The organism is Zobellia uliginosa (assembly GCF_900156625.1).
Classification (GTDB): Bacteria; Bacteroidota; Bacteroidia; order Flavobacteriales; family Flavobacteriaceae; genus Zobellia; species Zobellia uliginosa.
The window spans coordinates 24,019-41,816 of sequence record NZ_FTOB01000009.1; the positions used below are offsets into that span (position 1 = coordinate 24,019).

Genomic DNA, 17,798 nt, shown 5'->3' on the forward strand with positions numbered 1-17,798 from the left:
TCTACTATATTAAAAGTTAATGTTTAGCCCTATGTTATATCTTTTGAACGTAGGGTAATCACCTCTATATTCAGAGGCCGTTGAACCTGTATTATCCTGTCTATCGTCAGGTAAGTCTGACCAGTATGCCAAGTCGTTACCACTAACATAAACCTTATAACTACTTCCCTTCCCGGTTTTAAAAGTGTAGGCCAACTCAATATTTTTAAGTCGAACGAAAGAAGCATCATACCAGTTTCTATACGGGTCGGTGCCCCCACCTGTACCCAGCCAAGCTGGAAGTACTTCCTCGCCATCGGGGTTATCTACACTCCAATAATCGGATTTGTACTCAAAGAAAAGCGGGGTCTCGAGCATGAACGTCCTATCCGTAAAGTTTTTGGTAGCATTGTTCACCCCATAAAATTGTACCATAAAGGAAAAGTTCTTATACCCGGTTCCCAAGGTGAGGTTATAGGTGTTCTGTGGCCTTACGGTATAACCAAAAGGAACTGCATCATCACTGTTTACAACCCCATCACCGTTATAATCTATTTCATCATAATAGCCAGGGCGTCTGGTTTCTTGACTGTTCTCTTGAGGAGTCGCACCGTAGACATCATCCCAAGATTGTAACATATCGCCCCTGATGTTGACCCTGGGCTGCCCAATGGCGAACCCTTCTTCCTTTTGATAACTTTGCTTTAAAAGGGGATCTTCTTTATAGATGATTTCGTCCCTTGCCTTGGTATAAGCGAAATTCGACCATATGTCCCAATTTTGCGTCAACTGCTTTTTATAGTCCAAGGATATCTCAATTCCTTCCACCCTTGTCTCCCCAATGTTAAAATCAGCAGGTTGGAAGCCGAAGAAGCTGGGAACACTTCGGGAATCGGCCGGAACGATGATATCGTGACGGTCTTCCTTAAAAAGGTCTACCTCTAAGGAAAGGCTGTTTTTAAGCACCGATAGTTCGAAACCTATATTGGCCTTTTCCGATGTTTCCCATTGCAAATTGGGGTTACCGATAATACTTTCCATTCTAAAGGTATATGGCGAACGCGTTCCGTAGGGACTCACGTTGTTCAAAAATGCACTACCGCCACTAGACCATTGCGAAAGGTAGGCCCATCTTTCACCGGCACTATCATCACCGACAACTCCGTAAGACCCCCTAATTTTAAACTTGTCCAACCAAGTCGCCGATTCCATAAAAGGCTCATTGCTCACCATCCAACCCAAGGCTACGGAAGGGAAAAGCTCAAATTTATAACCCGGCCCATATTTTTCAGACCCGTTGTAGGCACCGTTTACATCAATAAAATAACGTCCGTCATAGTTGTATGTAGCCCGGGCCACCCAGTCCTCACGATATCTGGGAAACATGCTGCCTATGGCATATTCTTCCCTGTTCATCAACATCAATATGGTGGTATTGTGCTTCTCTGCAAACGTTCTGTTATAGTTGAATGAAAGCTGATAGAACAACCTTCTGCTCGTTTCCCAATCTTGTATGGTAAGTCCGTTACGTTCCCAAGGATTCAGGACGAAATCGAATTGATTCGTACCAACCGGCGAAACCAACTGTTCAGACCCGTCTTGGTCGTAAATTTTATAAACTACGTTATCCAGACCTCCAGGATTCTCTTCTACAACTCCGCCCCCTCCTCTAAAATTATTGTCATAAGACAGGCGGCCCGTAAAACTCAAACCCTTAAGAAGGAAGTCCAGTTTCTGGTCTAGGACGAAATCACTGTTCACCTGTACCCTATGGTTTTTTGTAAAACCTTTTGCCGTTAGTATTACGGCAGGGTTGCTCAATTCAAAATTTTCAGTAATGGCCCTACCGTAGGTACCATCTTCATAAATAGGGGTGTATAGGTTTGGTGCCAATGAATAGATACTGCTGTACAATAGTTGCGGATCTGCTTGGTTTGAATTCTGAAGACCGTAGTAACCCGACAAGTTAACCGACAAGCGTGTTGTAGGCGTAATATCAAAATCTATGTTACTTCTATAATTGAATCTATCATAGTTGAAATTGGGCGTATAATCGCGTCCGTTATTAAAACTACCCGCATCAAAAATATCGCCTACATGCTGATACGAAAGTGCACCAAAATATTTAACCGACTTTGTTCCTCCCGCTACGGAAAAATTCAATCTATAATCTGTCGCAAAATCCTTTTGCATAACATCTACCCAATCTACATCTGGATAGATACTTCTTTCCAAATCGTTGGCCGGATTACGGTATTTTTCAATAATATCTACCGGGGTGTAATTTCTCCAAGCCTCTTCCCGAACGGGAACCGTTCTTTCAATGGCCTCATTGGCCACCATTAAACTATTATAGGAATCATATTTTTCAGGAATTCTGGAAAGGGTCTTTATGGCGGAACTGGCCGTAAGTGAAAGTTGGGCCTTTCCCTCCTTCCCCCTTTTGGTCGTAATCAATATTACACCGTTGGCCCCTTTTACACCGAATACCGCAGTTGCCGAGGCATCTTTTAAAACGGACAGGCTTTCTATATCTCCCGAATCAATGTCGTTCATGCTCCTTTCAATACCATCTACCAAGATCAAAGGTTGACCTCCGCCGTTCCAGGAACTTTGGCCTCGGATGAAAATTTGAGGGGATTCATCCCCTGGTCGCCCCGTTGACGACACCGTGGTTACCCCGGGCAAACGCCCTGTTAACGCTTGACCTACCGTAGATACACCGCCCGATTGCATTAAATCGGCCCCGGAAACCTGTGAAATGGAGCCCACTACACTTTCCTTGGTCTGGGTTCCGTAACCTACAACGACCACTTCATCAAGTTCAGACGCCTCAACCACCATAAATACATCGATTTCCGTTCTGGAATTCACTTTGACGGTCTGCTTGGCAAAACCGATATAACTGAATACCAAAACCGCGTCTTGGGGAACGTCAATACTGTAATTACCGTCAAAATCGGTCATTACCCCCTTGGTCGTTCCTTGCTGCAATATGCTTGCGCCGATAATGGGCAGCCCCGTATCGGCTTCAGATACATTTCCACTTACCGTAATAAGTTCTTGCTGATACTCATTTGCCGTAAGTACAATAGGGAAAAACAAAATAAACGCTACCAATAACCTCATCTTCTCAAAAAAATTAAAACAAAATATAGACCGTTTTGTACAAGGAATCCGTTTTTTCATACCGCTATAGTGTGGGTTGATATTTTCTTAATAAACTCTATATAATTCTTTAGGAATGTAGTCTCCTGTTTCTCATGACCACCTCTTGAATCCTTACTATCAAGATGATTAGAAAATGGCAAAAGCGAAAAACTACTTGAAATCATAAATAAATCTTAACCTTTTTTCAAATTCTCTTTTGAGGTTAGGATAATTATGAATTCGATGTTGTAAATGTTAAAAAAAAATTAAATAAATAAAAACAGGGATGATGCCGCTTCACTCCGATTTGTTGCAATTATTCTTCATTTGGCGCATATTGCAACATTTGTAAGAATTCATGCAACATTCGTAAAATGGCAAAAGAATCAACAACACAATCTGTGCTCTCGATTCAAAAAAATTTGCGCTAGGGCTTTCTTTACATAACGGAACAGCAAGCTTTTCTTACTATAGGAAGTCGCTTTTACCTATATCCAACCGAAGAATAAACAAAGGAAAGGTATAGCCTGTATAGGCTCAAGGCTAGACAGGGAAAGCATCTAACTTCCCGATAAACGTAGCGTATTACATCAGGGTAGGTCAACAGTAGAGTACGGCCCATAGCTCGCCTCATAGACGATAAGCCACAAACTAAGCCTTCTGCCCCTTTACTTCCGTTGGGGAAATTCCGAAGTAGTCTTTAAATCGCTGGGTAAAATACGTAGTAGATGAAATACCGACCTTAGCACAGACATCGGTCATGTCGGTATTGCCATTTTCTATAAGCTTCTTGGCCTTTTGAAGCCTTTGGTTTCTTATAAACTCATTTGCCGTTTGGTTGGTAAGTGCCTTTGTCTTTCTATACAACTGGCTTCTACTAAGGTTCAAATGCGAGGCCAAAGACTCGACCCCTAGGTTGGAACTGGTCATATTATCATGAATGTAATTGATGGCCTTTTCAACAAAAGCCTTGTCCAAAGATGTGATACTGGTATCATCTTGAATCTCACCCATAGACTTAAAATACTTCTTATAGATGACCTCCCTACTATGGATCAGTTGTTCAAGATGCCGGCGTACCAATTTCATCTCAAAAGGTTTTCCCAAGTATACATCGGCCCCCATTCCGATACCTGATATTTTGTCATCGACCCGTGCTTTCGCCGTCAGCATCATTATGGGGATATGACTGGTTTTTACATCTGTCCGTATGGCTTCACAAAATTTGAATCCGTCCATTTCCGGCATGACCACGTCGGTTATGATCACATCGGGAAGCATTTCCGTGGCCAAACCTAAACCTTCGGTGCCATTCTTGGCCACCAAGACCTTATACTGGCCCTTAAACTCGTTTTTTAGATAATTCCTCAGTTCTGAATCGTCTTCTACGATCAATAAGGTTTTTGCCGTTTTACTGACCCGAACAGGCGGTTTTGGTTCTTGGTAGGAACTCGATTTGATCAAATTTTGTTTGAAGGATGCCAGTTCACTACCCTCGGTGATTATTTCCGAATCTTTAAAATGTTTGTTCCCCGAAGGAAAAACGACTTTAAAGACGGTTCCTTTTCCTAATTCGCTTTGAACAACAACCTTACCCTTGTGCAGTTTCACAAAGCTATGGACGAGTTCCAAACCGATGCCCGCCCCGCCGTAATACCCATTTTTAAATGGTTCGGCCTGGTAAAAACGCTCAAAGAGTTTTTCGAGTTCCCCCTCTTCCAACCCAGGGCCCGTGTCGGACACTGTAAATTCTATCTTATCTTTCGCTTGCTTTACAGCTACGTGAACCGTTCCTCCGTCAGGTGTTACCTTGAACGCATTCGAGAGTAGGTTGAACAGAATCTTTTCAAGCATACCCCTATCGGCCCATAGCCATACGACGTCTGTATCGGACTCGATCTTTAAATCAATATGATTGGTCAGTGCCTCTTCCTTAAAATGGCCTGAAATCTCCTTTATAAAAGGAACAAGGTTCAACCTATGGGCACGGACCTTGATTTTATTCGATTCCAATTTACTGAAATCCAACAGTTCATTGATAAGGCGAATAAGGCGTTCCGCGTTCTTGTAAATCGTTAGGTGTTTGGTTTTTAGCCGACCGTCCCCACTATAGCCTTCTTCGCCCAAAATATCCTTTATAGGGTTGAGGATCAAGGTAAGGGGAGAACTGAATTCATGGGCTACATTTGTAAAAAACTGTATTCTTTCTTTATGTAATTCTTCTTCCCTCAATCGTTTTTGACGCTCGTTTTCAACCTGTTGTCTATCTATGATCCGCTTTTTCTCAAATCGTCTTAATAGACCGAGCAAGACCAACACGAGGAGACCATAGCCCAATAGGGCCCAGTTGGTTTTCCACCAAGGAGGCAGTACCTCTATATGAAGTGTAACCGGTGTTTCGCTCCACACCCCATCATTATTGGCGGCCTTTACCTTAAAAACATAATGCCCGGCATCTAAATTGGTATAGGTGGCACTTCGGATCTCCCCTACATAATTATAATCATCTTCATAGCCTTCTAAATAATAGGCGTATTGATTTTCTTCAGGTACCGTAAAGTTGATGCCCGAATATTCGATAGTAAACACCGACTGCTTACTATTCAACGTAATACTATCCGTTTGAAAGAGCACGTTCTGTAACGGCGACTCATTTGTAGAGGGCAGTACGTTCTCGTTGAACAATTTTAAGTTCTTAAGGTAAACCTTCGGTGCGGTTTCCAAGACATTGATACGGCTCGGGTCAAAATAATCGATCCCTTCATTGCCCCCAAAATACAATAGCCCTTCTTGATCTTTGTAAACGGCATTTTTATTATAGTCATTGGAAACAAGACCATCATTTTTATTGTAATAGGTAAATTCATGGGTTTCCTTATTTAGCTTAGCAATCCCCGAATTACCATCTAACCATAAATTCCCCTGCAAATCGCCAATAATCGCATTAACATTGGGAATACTTAGCCCATTTGAAGTATTGTACCAGATAGCGGTGTTTTCCGCTGTATTGTACTTTAAAAGTCCTATTCCCCTAGTCCCCCCCCATAAGATATTCTTATCATCGGTATATAGCGACACAATATCATAATTGTTATACTCAGAGCCTTCCTCCGTTGACAAAAAATGATTCATTAAGAGCATCTCATAATTGCCTTCTTTGTTTTGTTTTAATTTGAAGAGACCGTTGGTCGTGGCTACCCACACTATATCTTGGGAATCTACATTGACCTTATTTATATAATTGCCCGCTAGGCCATGCGATTGAAAGGAAGCATCATTAAAACCGGTAACGCCTTGCGCACCGAGTTTATACGAATACAATCCTTGGTTGAAGGATCCTATCCAAATCCTTCCTTTTGAATCTTCGGCAAAACTCATTATAGCCCCAGAGCCTTTTCTTTCTATAACTACCGGGAATTTGTAATTGATAAACCTATTTGAACCCTTTTTCAAAAAAAACAAGCCTTTGTCCCAACTACCGACCCAAATATTCTGTTGGCTATCGATAAATAGCGACTGAATATAATCACTGGTCAAACCTTTATAGACCGAATTGTTACTTGTATTGATATGGGTAAAAGTATTCGTTGTCTTATCGAGTACATCAACGCCCCCACCGTCCATGGCGATCCACAACTTATCTTCTTCATCGGCAACAATAGAGGTTACAGAGCTAACCTGTAAGGAATTGGGCTTATTGTAGATACTCTGGATCTCACTGAATTTATTGTGAAACTTATCGTGGACCACAATTCCCCTATTGTAAAAGCCCATCCAGATTCTTTCGTCTTTATCCACGTACAAAGACCAGATGGAATTGGACAAAATGCTTTTTTCATCGTTCTTATCGAATAAATAGTGGCGAATAATATCCCCATTCTTGTTCAAACGATACAATCCGTCATTTTCCGTACCACATAAAATATCCCCATAAGGTGATTCAATTACCGAAAAGATGTTGTTCGATGTTATTGAGAAGTTCTGTACCGAGGGCACCTGCTGTCCATCGGCAAGCTGTATTTTGTAAATACCGTTAGAAATTGAACCGGCCCAAATCGTATTTTCTGCGTCAAAAAACAGCGATTGTATGGCCGCCGTTATGGTAAGGGCATCATTCCCATTTCTGAGTAGAGCAAGATCGACCCTTTTATTTTTCAGGTCTACCTCAAGGAGTCCCGCACTTGTTGCCGCATAAAACACACCATCACCGGTAGCTTTGATTTCGTTGACCGCAAGAAACGCATCAGGATTGGAATTATTGAACGGTATCCGCTCAATTTTAAGGCTATCGAGGTGCATCATAAATATGCCTTGCTCACCGGTACCTATAAATAAATGGCCATTGCCATCACCCTGTAGACTATTTACCCCTACAATCCCTTCATTTCGATTTGTCGTTGAAATAAGCGGAATATGGCGAAACTTGTCTTTTTCCCTATCATAGAGGGCCAATCCCACATTGGTACCTACCCACAACCTATTATCCTTGTCCAAATACGTACAGTAGACAAAACTACTGGCCAACACCCTATTATTGTCGTTGATTTTTGGCCTATACGAAACATAGTCCATCCCATCATAACGATAAACCCCAGATCCATGGGTTCCTATCCATATAAAACCGTTATTGTCTTGGGTAATGGTGTGTACACCTACTTGGGAAATACCATCCTTGATTTTATTGAACTCCAAATCTTGGACAGTTTCTTGGGACCAAGTCTCCCAGCTTAAGCTTACGATAATCAGGAAGCTTATATATGACAGTAATGTTTTTCTCATAAAAACAAGTATCCTTGCATTTTCCTTGTTCGTTGAACAAATAATTAAGACCGGTTGCCATTCGGCAATAAACGGATTGCACCCTAAAAAAGTTAAGTTAGTAAAAAACCTTTCTACCATCCTAGCTTTAAATGTTAATTCAGACGTATGCGCTTCGATATTACGGTTTCCTATTTCCCTTCAAGACCTTGTAGGTAGTAAATCGTTCATGCAAAGTAATCTCGAACTATAGCCTATAGAAAAGTCCGCCCTGGTTACGATATTCACCTAAATACAAGGAAAAACCGACACTTTTTTACAATTTTTAACTTTTTGTGTGTTTTTTTAATTTTTATTTTTATTCCGAATTTGAAATAGCGACACTATGCAATTTAGTAAACACGAAGACGATTTTTTGCCCGCGTTTTCTGTTTGGCCCATCAAAAACGTATCGGGCCATCTATTATCAAATAGCACAAAAGGTGGGCAATTTCCGAAAACTTCTATCATTGGGATATCATTTTACCCCCTACCCTTTGTATCCCGTTCCAGAAATAGAAATTTTGAATTCAATTTTTACTGATGCAGGCAAATTCCTCTTCTTATAGCCCATACTCGGCATAGGATAGTATCGGATGTCACCCTAATCCCGACACATCGTTTTATCGCTCTGTTTGTTTAGACGAATACTTTTTTAAGACAAAGTATAATTTAAAAAAATGGATATGGATTCACGCAAGAAAAATAGCTTATACAAAAACCGATTACACCGGCACAAACATTTTCCTTCGCTAAATAGCAAAAACATTCAACTGAAATTGTTCGGTGCCGGCTCCCAAGTCATTGTTCCCCCGAATTTTCTTAAAAATAATACGCCTTCCCTTCGGGTGAGAAACGGGATGCTGCACCTCAAACTTCAAGGCCCTGGAAAGCTCCATAATTATAATGGTGCGCCCACACCTCATGAAGGGTATCGAAAAGGAATGGATTTCCACATTCGGCTTCCCGACAGACTGAATCGCCACCTCAATTCGGTCCGCTATCAAAATGGCATTGTTAAAATTCAGCCTGCACCGGGACAGAAAGCAAACCATAACATACCATCCTCCATGGCATTGTCTATATCGAACAATTTGACCATAAACTAAGCCAAAAGAAAACTTGCAATCACTATCGAACCACATTAATACATGATAGACCGCGCATGGATATACAAATAGAAAACCTAACAAAAAGCTATGGCCCGCAAAAGGCGGTAAACAACATCAATTTTGATGTTAAAACGGGAGAGGTTCTAGGCTTTCTTGGCCCTAACGGGGCAGGAAAATCGACCACCATGAAAATGATCACCGGCTATATCGGCATTGAAAAGGGCGATATTAGAATTGGTGGAAAAAGCCTTACCGACCCCGAAAGCAACTTTAAACAACATATTGGCTACCTACCGGAAAACAATCCGCTCTACCTAGACATGCCCATCATCGATTACTTGGAATTCTGCGCCGCCCTCCAAGGGGTAGAAAAAACAAAGATCGACGATAGGATCAAAGAGATGATAGGGTTATGCGGACTCAATCGCGAAAAGCACAAAAAGATCGGGGAGCTATCCAAAGGATACCGCCAGCGCGTAGGACTCGCCCAGGCCATGATCCACGATCCCGAAATATTGGTATTGGACGAACCCACGACGGGACTGGATCCCAACCAGATCATTGAGATACGAAAGCTGATCCGCGACCTCGGCAAGGAAAAGACCGTTATCCTGAGCACACACATACTGCCCGAGGTGGAAGCTACCTGCGACCGCATCCTCATCATCAACAGGGGAAATATCGTTGCGAACGGAACACCCGAAACCCTTAGGAAACAGGCCCAAGGCAATGAGGTATTGAAATTGCGTATTGAAGACGGCGATGTGGAAACGATCCTCAAATCGCTGAACGCCCTCGACACGGTACAGGAGGCCGACCTCGTACACAGGGAGGAAAACTTGTTCGAGGTACAAAGTGTTGCCCAACAATCGTCAAAACGGAACATTTTTAATCTCTGTGTTGAGAAAAAATGGGTACTCACCGAACTCACCCCCCTAGAGACCAAACTTGAAGACATTTTTAGAAACTTAACGGTAAATTAGATATGCATACCATATGGACCATTGCCAAACGAGAACTGGCAACCTTTTTCGATTCGCTTATCGCCTATATTATTCTAGCGCTTTTTTTGGGATTCAGCGGATTTTTTACCTGGCTTTATGGAAACGATATTTTTTTAGTGGGACAGGCCAACCTCCGCGTATTCTTCAACATCGCCTCTTGGAGCCTTTTCTTTTTTATTCCCGCCATTACCATGAAAATGTTGGCCGAAGAACGAAAGACGGGCACTTTGGAACTGCTGTTGACCAAATCGGTATCGGACAGGGAGGTGATTCTTGGTAAGTTCCTAGGATCTATCCTATTGATATGCATAGCCCTGACCGCTACCCTGCCCTATGTGATTACCGTAGCGAATATCGGGAACCTGGACAACGGAGGAACGATTTGCGGTTACTTGGGGCTATTACTACTGAGCATCGCCTATACGGCCATAGGCATATTTGCGAGCAGCATTACCACCAATCAGATCGTAGCCTTTATGACCGCCTTGCTCATCGGTCTTTTCTTTCAGATCATTTTCGGGGTATTGGCCCAAAACTTCACCGGAAGCTTGGGACAATTCTTCGACACCCTGGACCTTCAATCGCATTTTGAGTCCATTTCCAGAGGGGTTTTAGACTCCAAAGACCTGGTTTACTTTCTTTCTATAACCGTATTGGGGCTATACCTAGGGGAATGGTCCCTATCTAAAAGACATATTTCTTAAACGCTTGTACATCAAATGAAAAAAACAAACCTGACCATTGTCTTAATCATTGCGATCTTGGTCTTTGCCAATTTGGTATCGAAGCAATATTTTTTCAGGCTAGACCTTACGGAAGACCAACAGTACACCCTAAGCGATGCCACCGAGAACATTATGGCTTCCTTGGAAAACCCGATTACCGTAAAGGCCTATTTTTCGGAGAACCTTCCGCCCGACATCGCCAAGACCAAAAACGATTTTGAGGAATACCTGATCGAATATGCCCGACACTCCGACGACAACCTAGTATACTCCTTTATCAACCCGAACGAGAACGAAGATTTGGAGCGTGAGGCCATGGAAGCCGGAATCAACCCGGTAATGATCAACGTTCGCGAAAAGGACCAGATGAAACAACAAAAGGCCTTTTTGGGAGCCGTTTTGCAATTGGAAGACCGCAAGGAAACCATTCCCTTTGTACAGCCCGGGGCCCCGTTAGAATACCTGTTGTCCTCTTCCATAAAAAAGATAGCGGTGACCGACAAGCCCGAAGTGGGACTGCTACAAGGTTACGGCCAAGCTTCCATTGCCGAACTCGCACAGGTAAAAACGGCCTTGGACGTACTGTACGATTTTAAGCCGGTCACCGTAAACGACAGTGTGGCGCCCCCCGAAGGGATCAAGACCTTGGCCCTGGTTCGCCCCACCGATACCATCAATAACGCTACCCTGGAGCAATTGGACGCCTTCTTGGAAAACGGGGGCAATCTGTTCGTTGCCCTGAACCGGGTAAACGGGGACCTGAACACTTCCTATGGATCCGGAATTACCTCCGGTGTAGAAAAGTGGCTGAACGAAAAGGGACTGGAAGTGCGTGAGGATTTTGTTATCGACGCCCAATGTGCCACCGTATCGGTACAGCAGCGTCAGGGCTTCTTTAACTTTACCTCGAACGTTGCCTTCCCCTACGCCCCTATCATCAATAAATTTGCCGAGCACCCCAGCACCAAAGGCCTAGATGCCGTAGTGATGCAGTTTGCCAGTTCGCTGAAATTTACGGCCAAGGATTCGCTGACCACCTTTACCCCTCTCGCCTTTTCTTCCGAGAATTCGGCAAGCATGCCGGCCCCTCAGGTTTTCAACATTCAAAAGGAATGGACCAACAGTGATTTCAACGCTCCCAACCAAGTGGTTGCAGGCGTCTTGGAACAGTCCCATTCCAACGGCAACCGTTCCCGTATTTACGTGGTCGGCGATGGCGATTTTCCCGTGGGCAACGGCCAACAAGCGGTACAGGCAGACAACGTAAACCTAATGGTCAATGCCATCGATTGGCTGAGCGACGATACCGGCTTGATCGACCTTAGGACCAAAGGAATACAATACAGGCCTCTGGACAAATTGGAAGAGGGCACCAAGACCACCTTGAAATACGCCAATTTCCTATTGCCCATTATGCTGGTTATCGCCTACGGTATCGTACGGATGCAGATGAACAAAAACAAACGCAGCCGAAGATTGGAAGAGAACTACGAATGATCGCTACAACAAAACTATAAACCATGAAGAAAAACAACCTATTAATCGCCGTTTTGGTCGTATTGGTGCTCCTTTATGTTTCCACAAATTATTTCAAAAAAAACAGCAATACCACCTTTGACCCAGAGGTCGTACAATTGGACACCTCTGCAATAGCGAAACTCACCATATACCCGCCCGCCCAATCGGCAGAAGAGCCGATTGTCATTTCAAGGTCGCAAAACGGTTGGGAGGTAGCCCAGGGCAAGATCAAGTCGCAAAGCAACCAAGCAGTGGTACGCAATGCACTGGGGCAACTACAAGACATAAAGGCCCTACGCTTGGTTGCCAAAACCAAGGACAAGTGGGGCCACTACGAACTCACCGATTCCTTGGCAAGAAAACTAGAGGTCCAAGAAAGGGACAGTGGCAAGACAACGGCCATTTACTTCGGTAAAACATCGTATGAACAAGCGGCCACCCCACAATACGGCAGGGCATCCATGACCGGTTCAACCTACTTTCGAATCAACGACAGGCCCGAAACCTATTCCCTGAAAAACCAGATTGCGAGCGCCTTCGACCGCAAGTTCAATGCATGGAGGAATTCGGAATTTATCAAATTGAAGAAGGAAGACATCAAGGAAGTCAAATTCGAAAGTGCCGATCAAGAAAACTTCAGCCTGTTAAAAAAAGATTCGCTCTGGACCATTTCGGGCGTAAAGGCAGACAGCGCCCAAGTGGCCAGTTACCTAAACCTTATCCGCAATCAGGGCAGTTCCGAATTCGCTGATGAATTTGAACCAAAGGGGGAGGCCTTGCGCACGATAACCATTCGCGGGGAGGATATGAAGGATGTGCTTGTAAAGGCCTATGGCGACCTCCCTGGCAACAGACTCTTCCTACAATCATCACAACACCCTAACACCTTCGTAGAGAGCGACTCCCTTGGGTTGTTCAAGCGACTGTTCGTCGATGAAACCCATTTTAAAAATAGCGACAATTGAACCTAGTTATAAACCTGCCGTTCTATCGGCCAAACTTTTAGCCTTTTTATGATATACAAACTACATACAATGAAATCCAATAAATTCAATTTCAGGACACTACTGCTTTTTTTCGCCTTTCTATTCTCAATGAGCCCGGCTGCCTTGGCCGGTAATGGTATAACCCTATACACGCCGTATACGTATATTTCGGTGCCACCCGGGGAATCTATCGACTATACCGTTCAGGTGAAGAACTACGGAAGCCAGCTAAAGGATGTGGAAATCAGTCTATCGGGGCTTCCAGAGGATTGGAGCTCGACCCTAAAGGCAGGGGGCTACACCATTAAGCGAATAGCCGTTCTGCCCGGCGAAAAAAAAGACCTTACCCTAACGGTAAACGTGCCTTTGAAGGTCGAAAAAGGAACATACAGCATTAGGCTGATCGGCAAAAATTACGATGTGCTTCCCATCACCATCAACGTATCGGAGGAAGGGACGTTTAAGACCGAGTTTACTTCCGACCAGATCAATATGGAAGGGCATTCCAAATCAAACTTCAACTTTTCCACAAAACTGAAAAACCATACCGGAGAAAAGCAGGTCTACTCTTTGATGGCCGCGCCACCACGGGGATGGAACGTAGCTTTTAAACCCAACGGCAGACAGGCCACAGCGGTTGAGATCGCACCGGGCAAGACCACCAATATTACGGTTGACGTAAGCCCCTCATCCTTGGTAAGGGCAGGTTCTTACAAGATACCCATAAAGGCCACCAACAAGTACACCACGGCCGAATTGGCATTGGAGGTGGTTATCAAAGGTACCTATGACATGGAACTTACCACACCTACGGGATTATTGAGTTCGAGTATTACTTCGGGAAGAGACAAACAACTGGAACTTTTGGTCAGAAATACCGGATCTAGCGAATTGAGGAACATCACCTTTACCTCTACCAAACCCAAAGATTGGGAGGTTTCCATTGAGCCCGATACCCTATCGCACATAAAGGCCGGAGGCAGCACAAAGGTAAAGGCTATCATTACAGCCGCCGACAAGGCGGTTCCAGGGGACTACCTCCCCAAAATCACCGCCAAAACACCTGAGGTATCATCCACGGCGTCCATTAGGTTCTCGGTAAAAACACCTTTGTTATGGGGCTGGCTGGGTATCCTTATCATATTGGGGACCTTAGGGGCCACCTACTACCTGTTTAAAAAATACGGCAGAAGATAATGGCGGAAAAAAGTATAGAAATCATCGGATTGACCAAAAAGTACGGGGAACACGTGGCGGTCGACAATTTGACCCTCTCTATAGAAAAAGGCGAGATTTTTGGGCTATTGGGCCCCAATGGGGCCGGTAAATCGACTACGATCCTCATGCTACTCGGACTTACCGAAGTAGATTCGGGAAGTGTTAAGGTATGCGGAATCGATACGACCCGATTTCCGTTAGAGGTAAAAAGAAAGGTCGGTTACCTACCGGAAGATGTAGGTTTTTACAATGACTATAGCGGCTTGCAAAACCTTTTGTATATAGCTCGCTTAAACAACATTCCTGTCGAAGAGGCCCAAAAGAGCGCTTTGGAGACCTTGGCCGATGTAGGATTGGAAGAAGTAAAAGACAACAAAGTGGCCAGCTATTCACGGGGAATGCGACAGCGCTTGGGCCTGGCCGACGTACTCATAAAAAAGCCGGAAGTCATTATCCTCGACGAGCCTACTTTGGGACTCGATCCCGAAGGCGTAAAAAAATTCCTTCAACTCATTGTCGACCTCAGCAGAAAAAAAGGAATTACCGTTTTGTTCTCTTCCCACCATTTACATCAAGTACAGCAGCTTTGTGATCGGGTCGGAATTTTTGTCAAAGGAAAATTATTGGCCGAAGGGAAAATCAGTTCCTTGGCCGAACAGTTATTCTCCAAAAACACCTTTACCATAGAAGGGGAAATTAGCAGTCCGCCCGAAAACCGAACGCCTGAGGCCCTCCAGGAGGTAATCGATAAAATTAAAGGAATCAAAGAGGTGGCCAAGGTAGAGCTTAAGAACGAACACTTTGTGGTAGAATCGAAAAAGGATATCTCGCCCGAAGTATCTAGACTACTCGTAAACTCAGGCTATGGACTAGCCTATCTAAGCAAGAAAAAATACGGTCTGGACGACATCTATCACCAATACTTTCAGGAAGAAAAATAGATATGAAAAATAACGTGTTTCAAGCGGTAAAATTAAAACTGACCGCTATAAAAATCCCGAAATTACAACTCCCCGATGCTCCCCTGCCCATTTTCAAGAACGGATCCTTGGGTAATGATGGAAGGCTGACCTTAAGTCCTTTTAAGGCAATGGTCAAAAAGGAAGTAAGCGACCATATCAGAAACTGGCGCTTTATAATTCTATTCGCCCTTATTACATTGGCCTGTTTGGGTACCCTATTTTCTACTTTGAACGACGGAATGAAGGCCCTTGTTACCGATAGTAGCGACAACAACTTCTTTTTCCTGAATTTGTTCACCAAATCGGACGGTAGCCTACCCCCCTATTTTGTGTTCGTAGGATTCCTTGGCCCCTTGTTCGGGATAAGTCTGGGCTTCGACGCCATTAGTTCGGAACAGAACAAGGGTACCTTAAGCCGTATTTTGGCCCAACCCATCCCTAGGGACAGTATACTCAATGCCAAATTTTTGGCCGGTATCATCGTAATCAGCGTAATGCTTTTTTCCTTAAGCTTTTTAGTATTGGGTGCGGGTTTGGTGGCTATAGGAATACCTCCTACCGCTGAGGAGTTTATGCGCATTATGGTGTACACGGTGCTAAGCATCGTATATGTATCTTTCTGGCTGAACCTTTCCATTTTGTTTTCGGTGCGTTTTCGACAACCGGCCACTTCCGCTTTACTGGGCATAGCCGTATGGTTGTTTTTTACCTTATTTTACCCGATGATTGCCAACCTGATCATCAAAGGATACGAACCTTCTAAATTTGCTTCTCCTAGGGCCATCTATTTTTATGAAAAATTGAAATTTTATTTGGTTCAAATCATGCCCAACGAACTGTTCGATGAAATTACTTCTGCCATCCTAGTACCTTCCGTTCGTAGTTTAGGGCCTTTGACCATGGAGCAATTGCACGGTGCCATCCCCAGCAGCCTCCCCTTGGGACAGAGCGTGTTATTGGTTTGGCCGCAGTTTACGGGCTTGCTTTCCTTGACCCTGTTGTGCTTTCTATTGTCGTATATGCTCTTTATGAAGCGCGAAATACGTTCACGGGGGTGATTTTTTATTTTGAGTCGTGGTTTTTACGGCCGATGCATTCGACTACATAATCGTGGTCAGATACCATGATCAAGACATTGCCACAAGAAACCCCACCCGAAACTTTGACAAAATAATAGTCCTTAAACAAGAAACTGGCCAACCCCGAACCGGAGTAAGCCAGTTTCTATATTTTCCATAAACCCCTATTATATCCTTATTCGCATAAACAGCTCGTATGTACCTGCATCAATATGGCTCACGGGGCCTTCAATAGCATTTCCATAGGCATAGCCGATATTAAATCCCTTCCCTACACAAACAGTAAAAATCCGCTACCCCCATTTAAACGGTAGCCCGCCAAAGGTAAAGCGTTCGGAAAATCGAATACGCCATAGCCTTAGGCCTAATACGACTAATGCTTTGTAATTAGCTTTTGTTGCATTCTAAACTCTTTTGGAGTACATCCTTTTTGTTTTCTGAACACCCGGTTGAAATTGGAAAGATTGTTAAATCCACTTTCGTAACATACCTCTGAAATATTCTTATCGGTTTCGATCAGCAATTTAGCAGAATGCCCTATTCTCAAATCCGATAGGTAATTCGAAAAAGTCCTTTGTGTCCTTTTTTTGAAAAAATGACTAAAGGCCGAAGGAGACATATTTACCAGACTGGCTACTTCTTCAAACTTTATAGGATGCTGTAAATTTTTCGATAGATACTCGTTGACCAAAGTTATTTTTTTGCTTTTGGAGGTATCGTACATATCCACGTAATTCGGTGAAGACAAAAGACTTTGATTTCTTGAAGTGGACATATCGTAAAGAATGGACAGAAAATTAAGAAAGGAATCGAACCCCCTGAATTGCGTCAATTGACTTATCCTATCTACCATACTCAAGGTGAATTCTTCTGAAAAATGTATGCCCATCCGCGACCTTTCCATCATATCGTTAATAGGGTTGAATATGTTTCGAGATAGGGTTTTCTCGGAAAGAAAGTCTTGCTGAAACTGAATCGTAATGACATGGGCGTCCTCGGTTTCCTCTCCCGTCCATGCATGGGGCGTATTAGGACCTATCAATACCAGGTCAGGATGACCGAATGTTTTAATGGAGTCCCCAACCACCCTTTTCCCTGAGGCATTAAGGACCAGGTTAATTTCATATTCGGGATGATAATGGACCGGAAAATCGAATTTTGCATTGTAATGATTAAGTACAATAAACAGATCACTATCATTTATAGGAGTAATTTCTCGAACAATTCTCTTCATCTTTTCAATAGTTAATGGGTGTATAGTACTAATT

General features: G+C 43.5%; 11 protein-coding genes. 8 read left to right on the top strand and 3 right to left on the bottom strand.

Annotated features, from left to right (window positions below):
* Positions 1-9: 9 nt before the first annotated feature.
* The gene (locus BW980_RS20035; RefSeq protein WP_175609929.1) at positions 10-3,108 is read right to left on the bottom strand and encodes a SusC/RagA family TonB-linked outer membrane protein; all 3,099 of its coding nucleotides are present in this window, start codon (positions 3,106-3,108) and stop codon (positions 10-12) included.
* Between the two features lie 672 nt (positions 3,109-3,780).
* Positions 3,781-7,908, bottom strand: coding sequence for a hybrid sensor histidine kinase/response regulator transcription factor (locus tag BW980_RS20040; RefSeq protein ID WP_076457000.1), 4,128 nt, complete (start codon positions 7,906-7,908; stop codon positions 3,781-3,783).
* Positions 7,909-8,612: 704 nt separating this feature from the next.
* On the opposite strand from BW980_RS20040, the gene BW980_RS20050 reads away from it, so the two are divergent.
* From BW980_RS20050 to BW980_RS20085, 8 genes are all read left to right on the top strand, one after another.
* Complete coding sequence (locus tag BW980_RS20050) at positions 8,613-9,035, top strand: hypothetical protein (RefSeq protein ID WP_139327747.1); 423 nt, start codon at positions 8,613-8,615, stop codon at positions 9,033-9,035.
* Between the two features lie 56 nt (positions 9,036-9,091).
* Complete coding sequence (locus BW980_RS20055) at positions 9,092-10,021, top strand: ATP-binding cassette domain-containing protein (RefSeq protein WP_076456944.1); 930 nt, start codon at positions 9,092-9,094, stop codon at positions 10,019-10,021.
* Between the two features lie 2 nt (positions 10,022-10,023).
* The gene (locus tag BW980_RS20060; RefSeq protein ID WP_076456945.1) at positions 10,024-10,746 is read left to right on the top strand and encodes an ABC transporter permease subunit; all 723 of its coding nucleotides are present in this window, start codon (positions 10,024-10,026) and stop codon (positions 10,744-10,746) included.
* 15 nt (positions 10,747-10,761) lie between these two features.
* Positions 10,762-12,264 carry a GldG family protein gene (locus BW980_RS20065; RefSeq protein ID WP_076456946.1) on the top strand — a complete coding sequence of 501 codons (1,503 nt, stop codon included), beginning with the start codon at positions 10,762-10,764 and terminating at the stop codon, positions 12,262-12,264.
* A gap of 23 nt (positions 12,265-12,287) precedes the next feature.
* Positions 12,288-13,250 (top strand): DUF4340 domain-containing protein, encoded by a 963-nt coding sequence (locus BW980_RS20070; RefSeq protein WP_076456947.1) that lies wholly within the window; start codon positions 12,288-12,290, stop codon positions 13,248-13,250.
* A gap of 69 nt (positions 13,251-13,319) precedes the next feature.
* Complete coding sequence (locus tag BW980_RS20075) at positions 13,320-14,468, top strand: COG1470 family protein (RefSeq protein WP_076456948.1); 1,149 nt, start codon at positions 13,320-13,322, stop codon at positions 14,466-14,468.
* Positions 14,468-15,430, top strand: a complete 963-nt coding sequence (locus BW980_RS20080; RefSeq protein WP_076456949.1) for an ABC transporter ATP-binding protein — start codon at positions 14,468-14,470, stop codon at positions 15,428-15,430. The genes BW980_RS20075 and BW980_RS20080 overlap by 1 nt, the downstream gene beginning before the upstream one ends.
* 2 nt (positions 15,431-15,432) lie before the next feature.
* Positions 15,433-16,509 (top strand): ABC transporter permease, encoded by a 1,077-nt coding sequence (locus tag BW980_RS20085; protein WP_083690560.1) that lies wholly within the window; start codon positions 15,433-15,435, stop codon positions 16,507-16,509.
* Positions 16,510-16,903: 394 nt separating this feature from the next.
* On the opposite strand, the gene BW980_RS20090 is transcribed toward BW980_RS20085, so the two are convergent.
* The gene (locus tag BW980_RS20090; RefSeq protein WP_013991612.1) at positions 16,904-17,764 is read right to left on the bottom strand and encodes an AraC family transcriptional regulator; all 861 of its coding nucleotides are present in this window, start codon (positions 17,762-17,764) and stop codon (positions 16,904-16,906) included.
* Positions 17,765-17,798: the final 34 nt, after the last annotated feature.

Bases quoted from the DNA above. Each gene is read 5' to 3' on its own strand.
- BW980_RS20035 (WP_175609929.1), bottom strand. From the start codon at position 3,108: ATGAGGTTATTGGTAGCGTTTATTTTGTTTTTCCCTATTGTACTTACG.
- BW980_RS20040 (WP_076457000.1), bottom strand. From the start codon at position 7,908: ATGAGAAAAACATTACTGTCATATATAAGCTTCCTGATTATCGTAAGC.
- BW980_RS20050 (WP_139327747.1), top strand. From the start codon at position 8,613: ATGGATTCACGCAAGAAAAATAGCTTATACAAAAACCGATTACACCGG.
- BW980_RS20055 (WP_076456944.1), top strand. From the start codon at position 9,092: ATGGATATACAAATAGAAAACCTAACAAAAAGCTATGGCCCGCAAAAG.
- BW980_RS20060 (WP_076456945.1), top strand. From the start codon at position 10,024: ATGCATACCATATGGACCATTGCCAAACGAGAACTGGCAACCTTTTTC.
- BW980_RS20065 (WP_076456946.1), top strand. From the start codon at position 10,762: ATGAAAAAAACAAACCTGACCATTGTCTTAATCATTGCGATCTTGGTC.
- BW980_RS20070 (WP_076456947.1), top strand. From the start codon at position 12,288: ATGAAGAAAAACAACCTATTAATCGCCGTTTTGGTCGTATTGGTGCTC.
- BW980_RS20075 (WP_076456948.1), top strand. From the start codon at position 13,320: ATGAAATCCAATAAATTCAATTTCAGGACACTACTGCTTTTTTTCGCC.
- BW980_RS20080 (WP_076456949.1), top strand. From the start codon at position 14,468: ATGGCGGAAAAAAGTATAGAAATCATCGGATTGACCAAAAAGTACGGG.
- BW980_RS20085 (WP_083690560.1), top strand. From the start codon at position 15,433: ATGAAAAATAACGTGTTTCAAGCGGTAAAATTAAAACTGACCGCTATA.
- BW980_RS20090 (WP_013991612.1), bottom strand. From the start codon at position 17,764: ATGAAGAGAATTGTTCGAGAAATTACTCCTATAAATGATAGTGATCTG.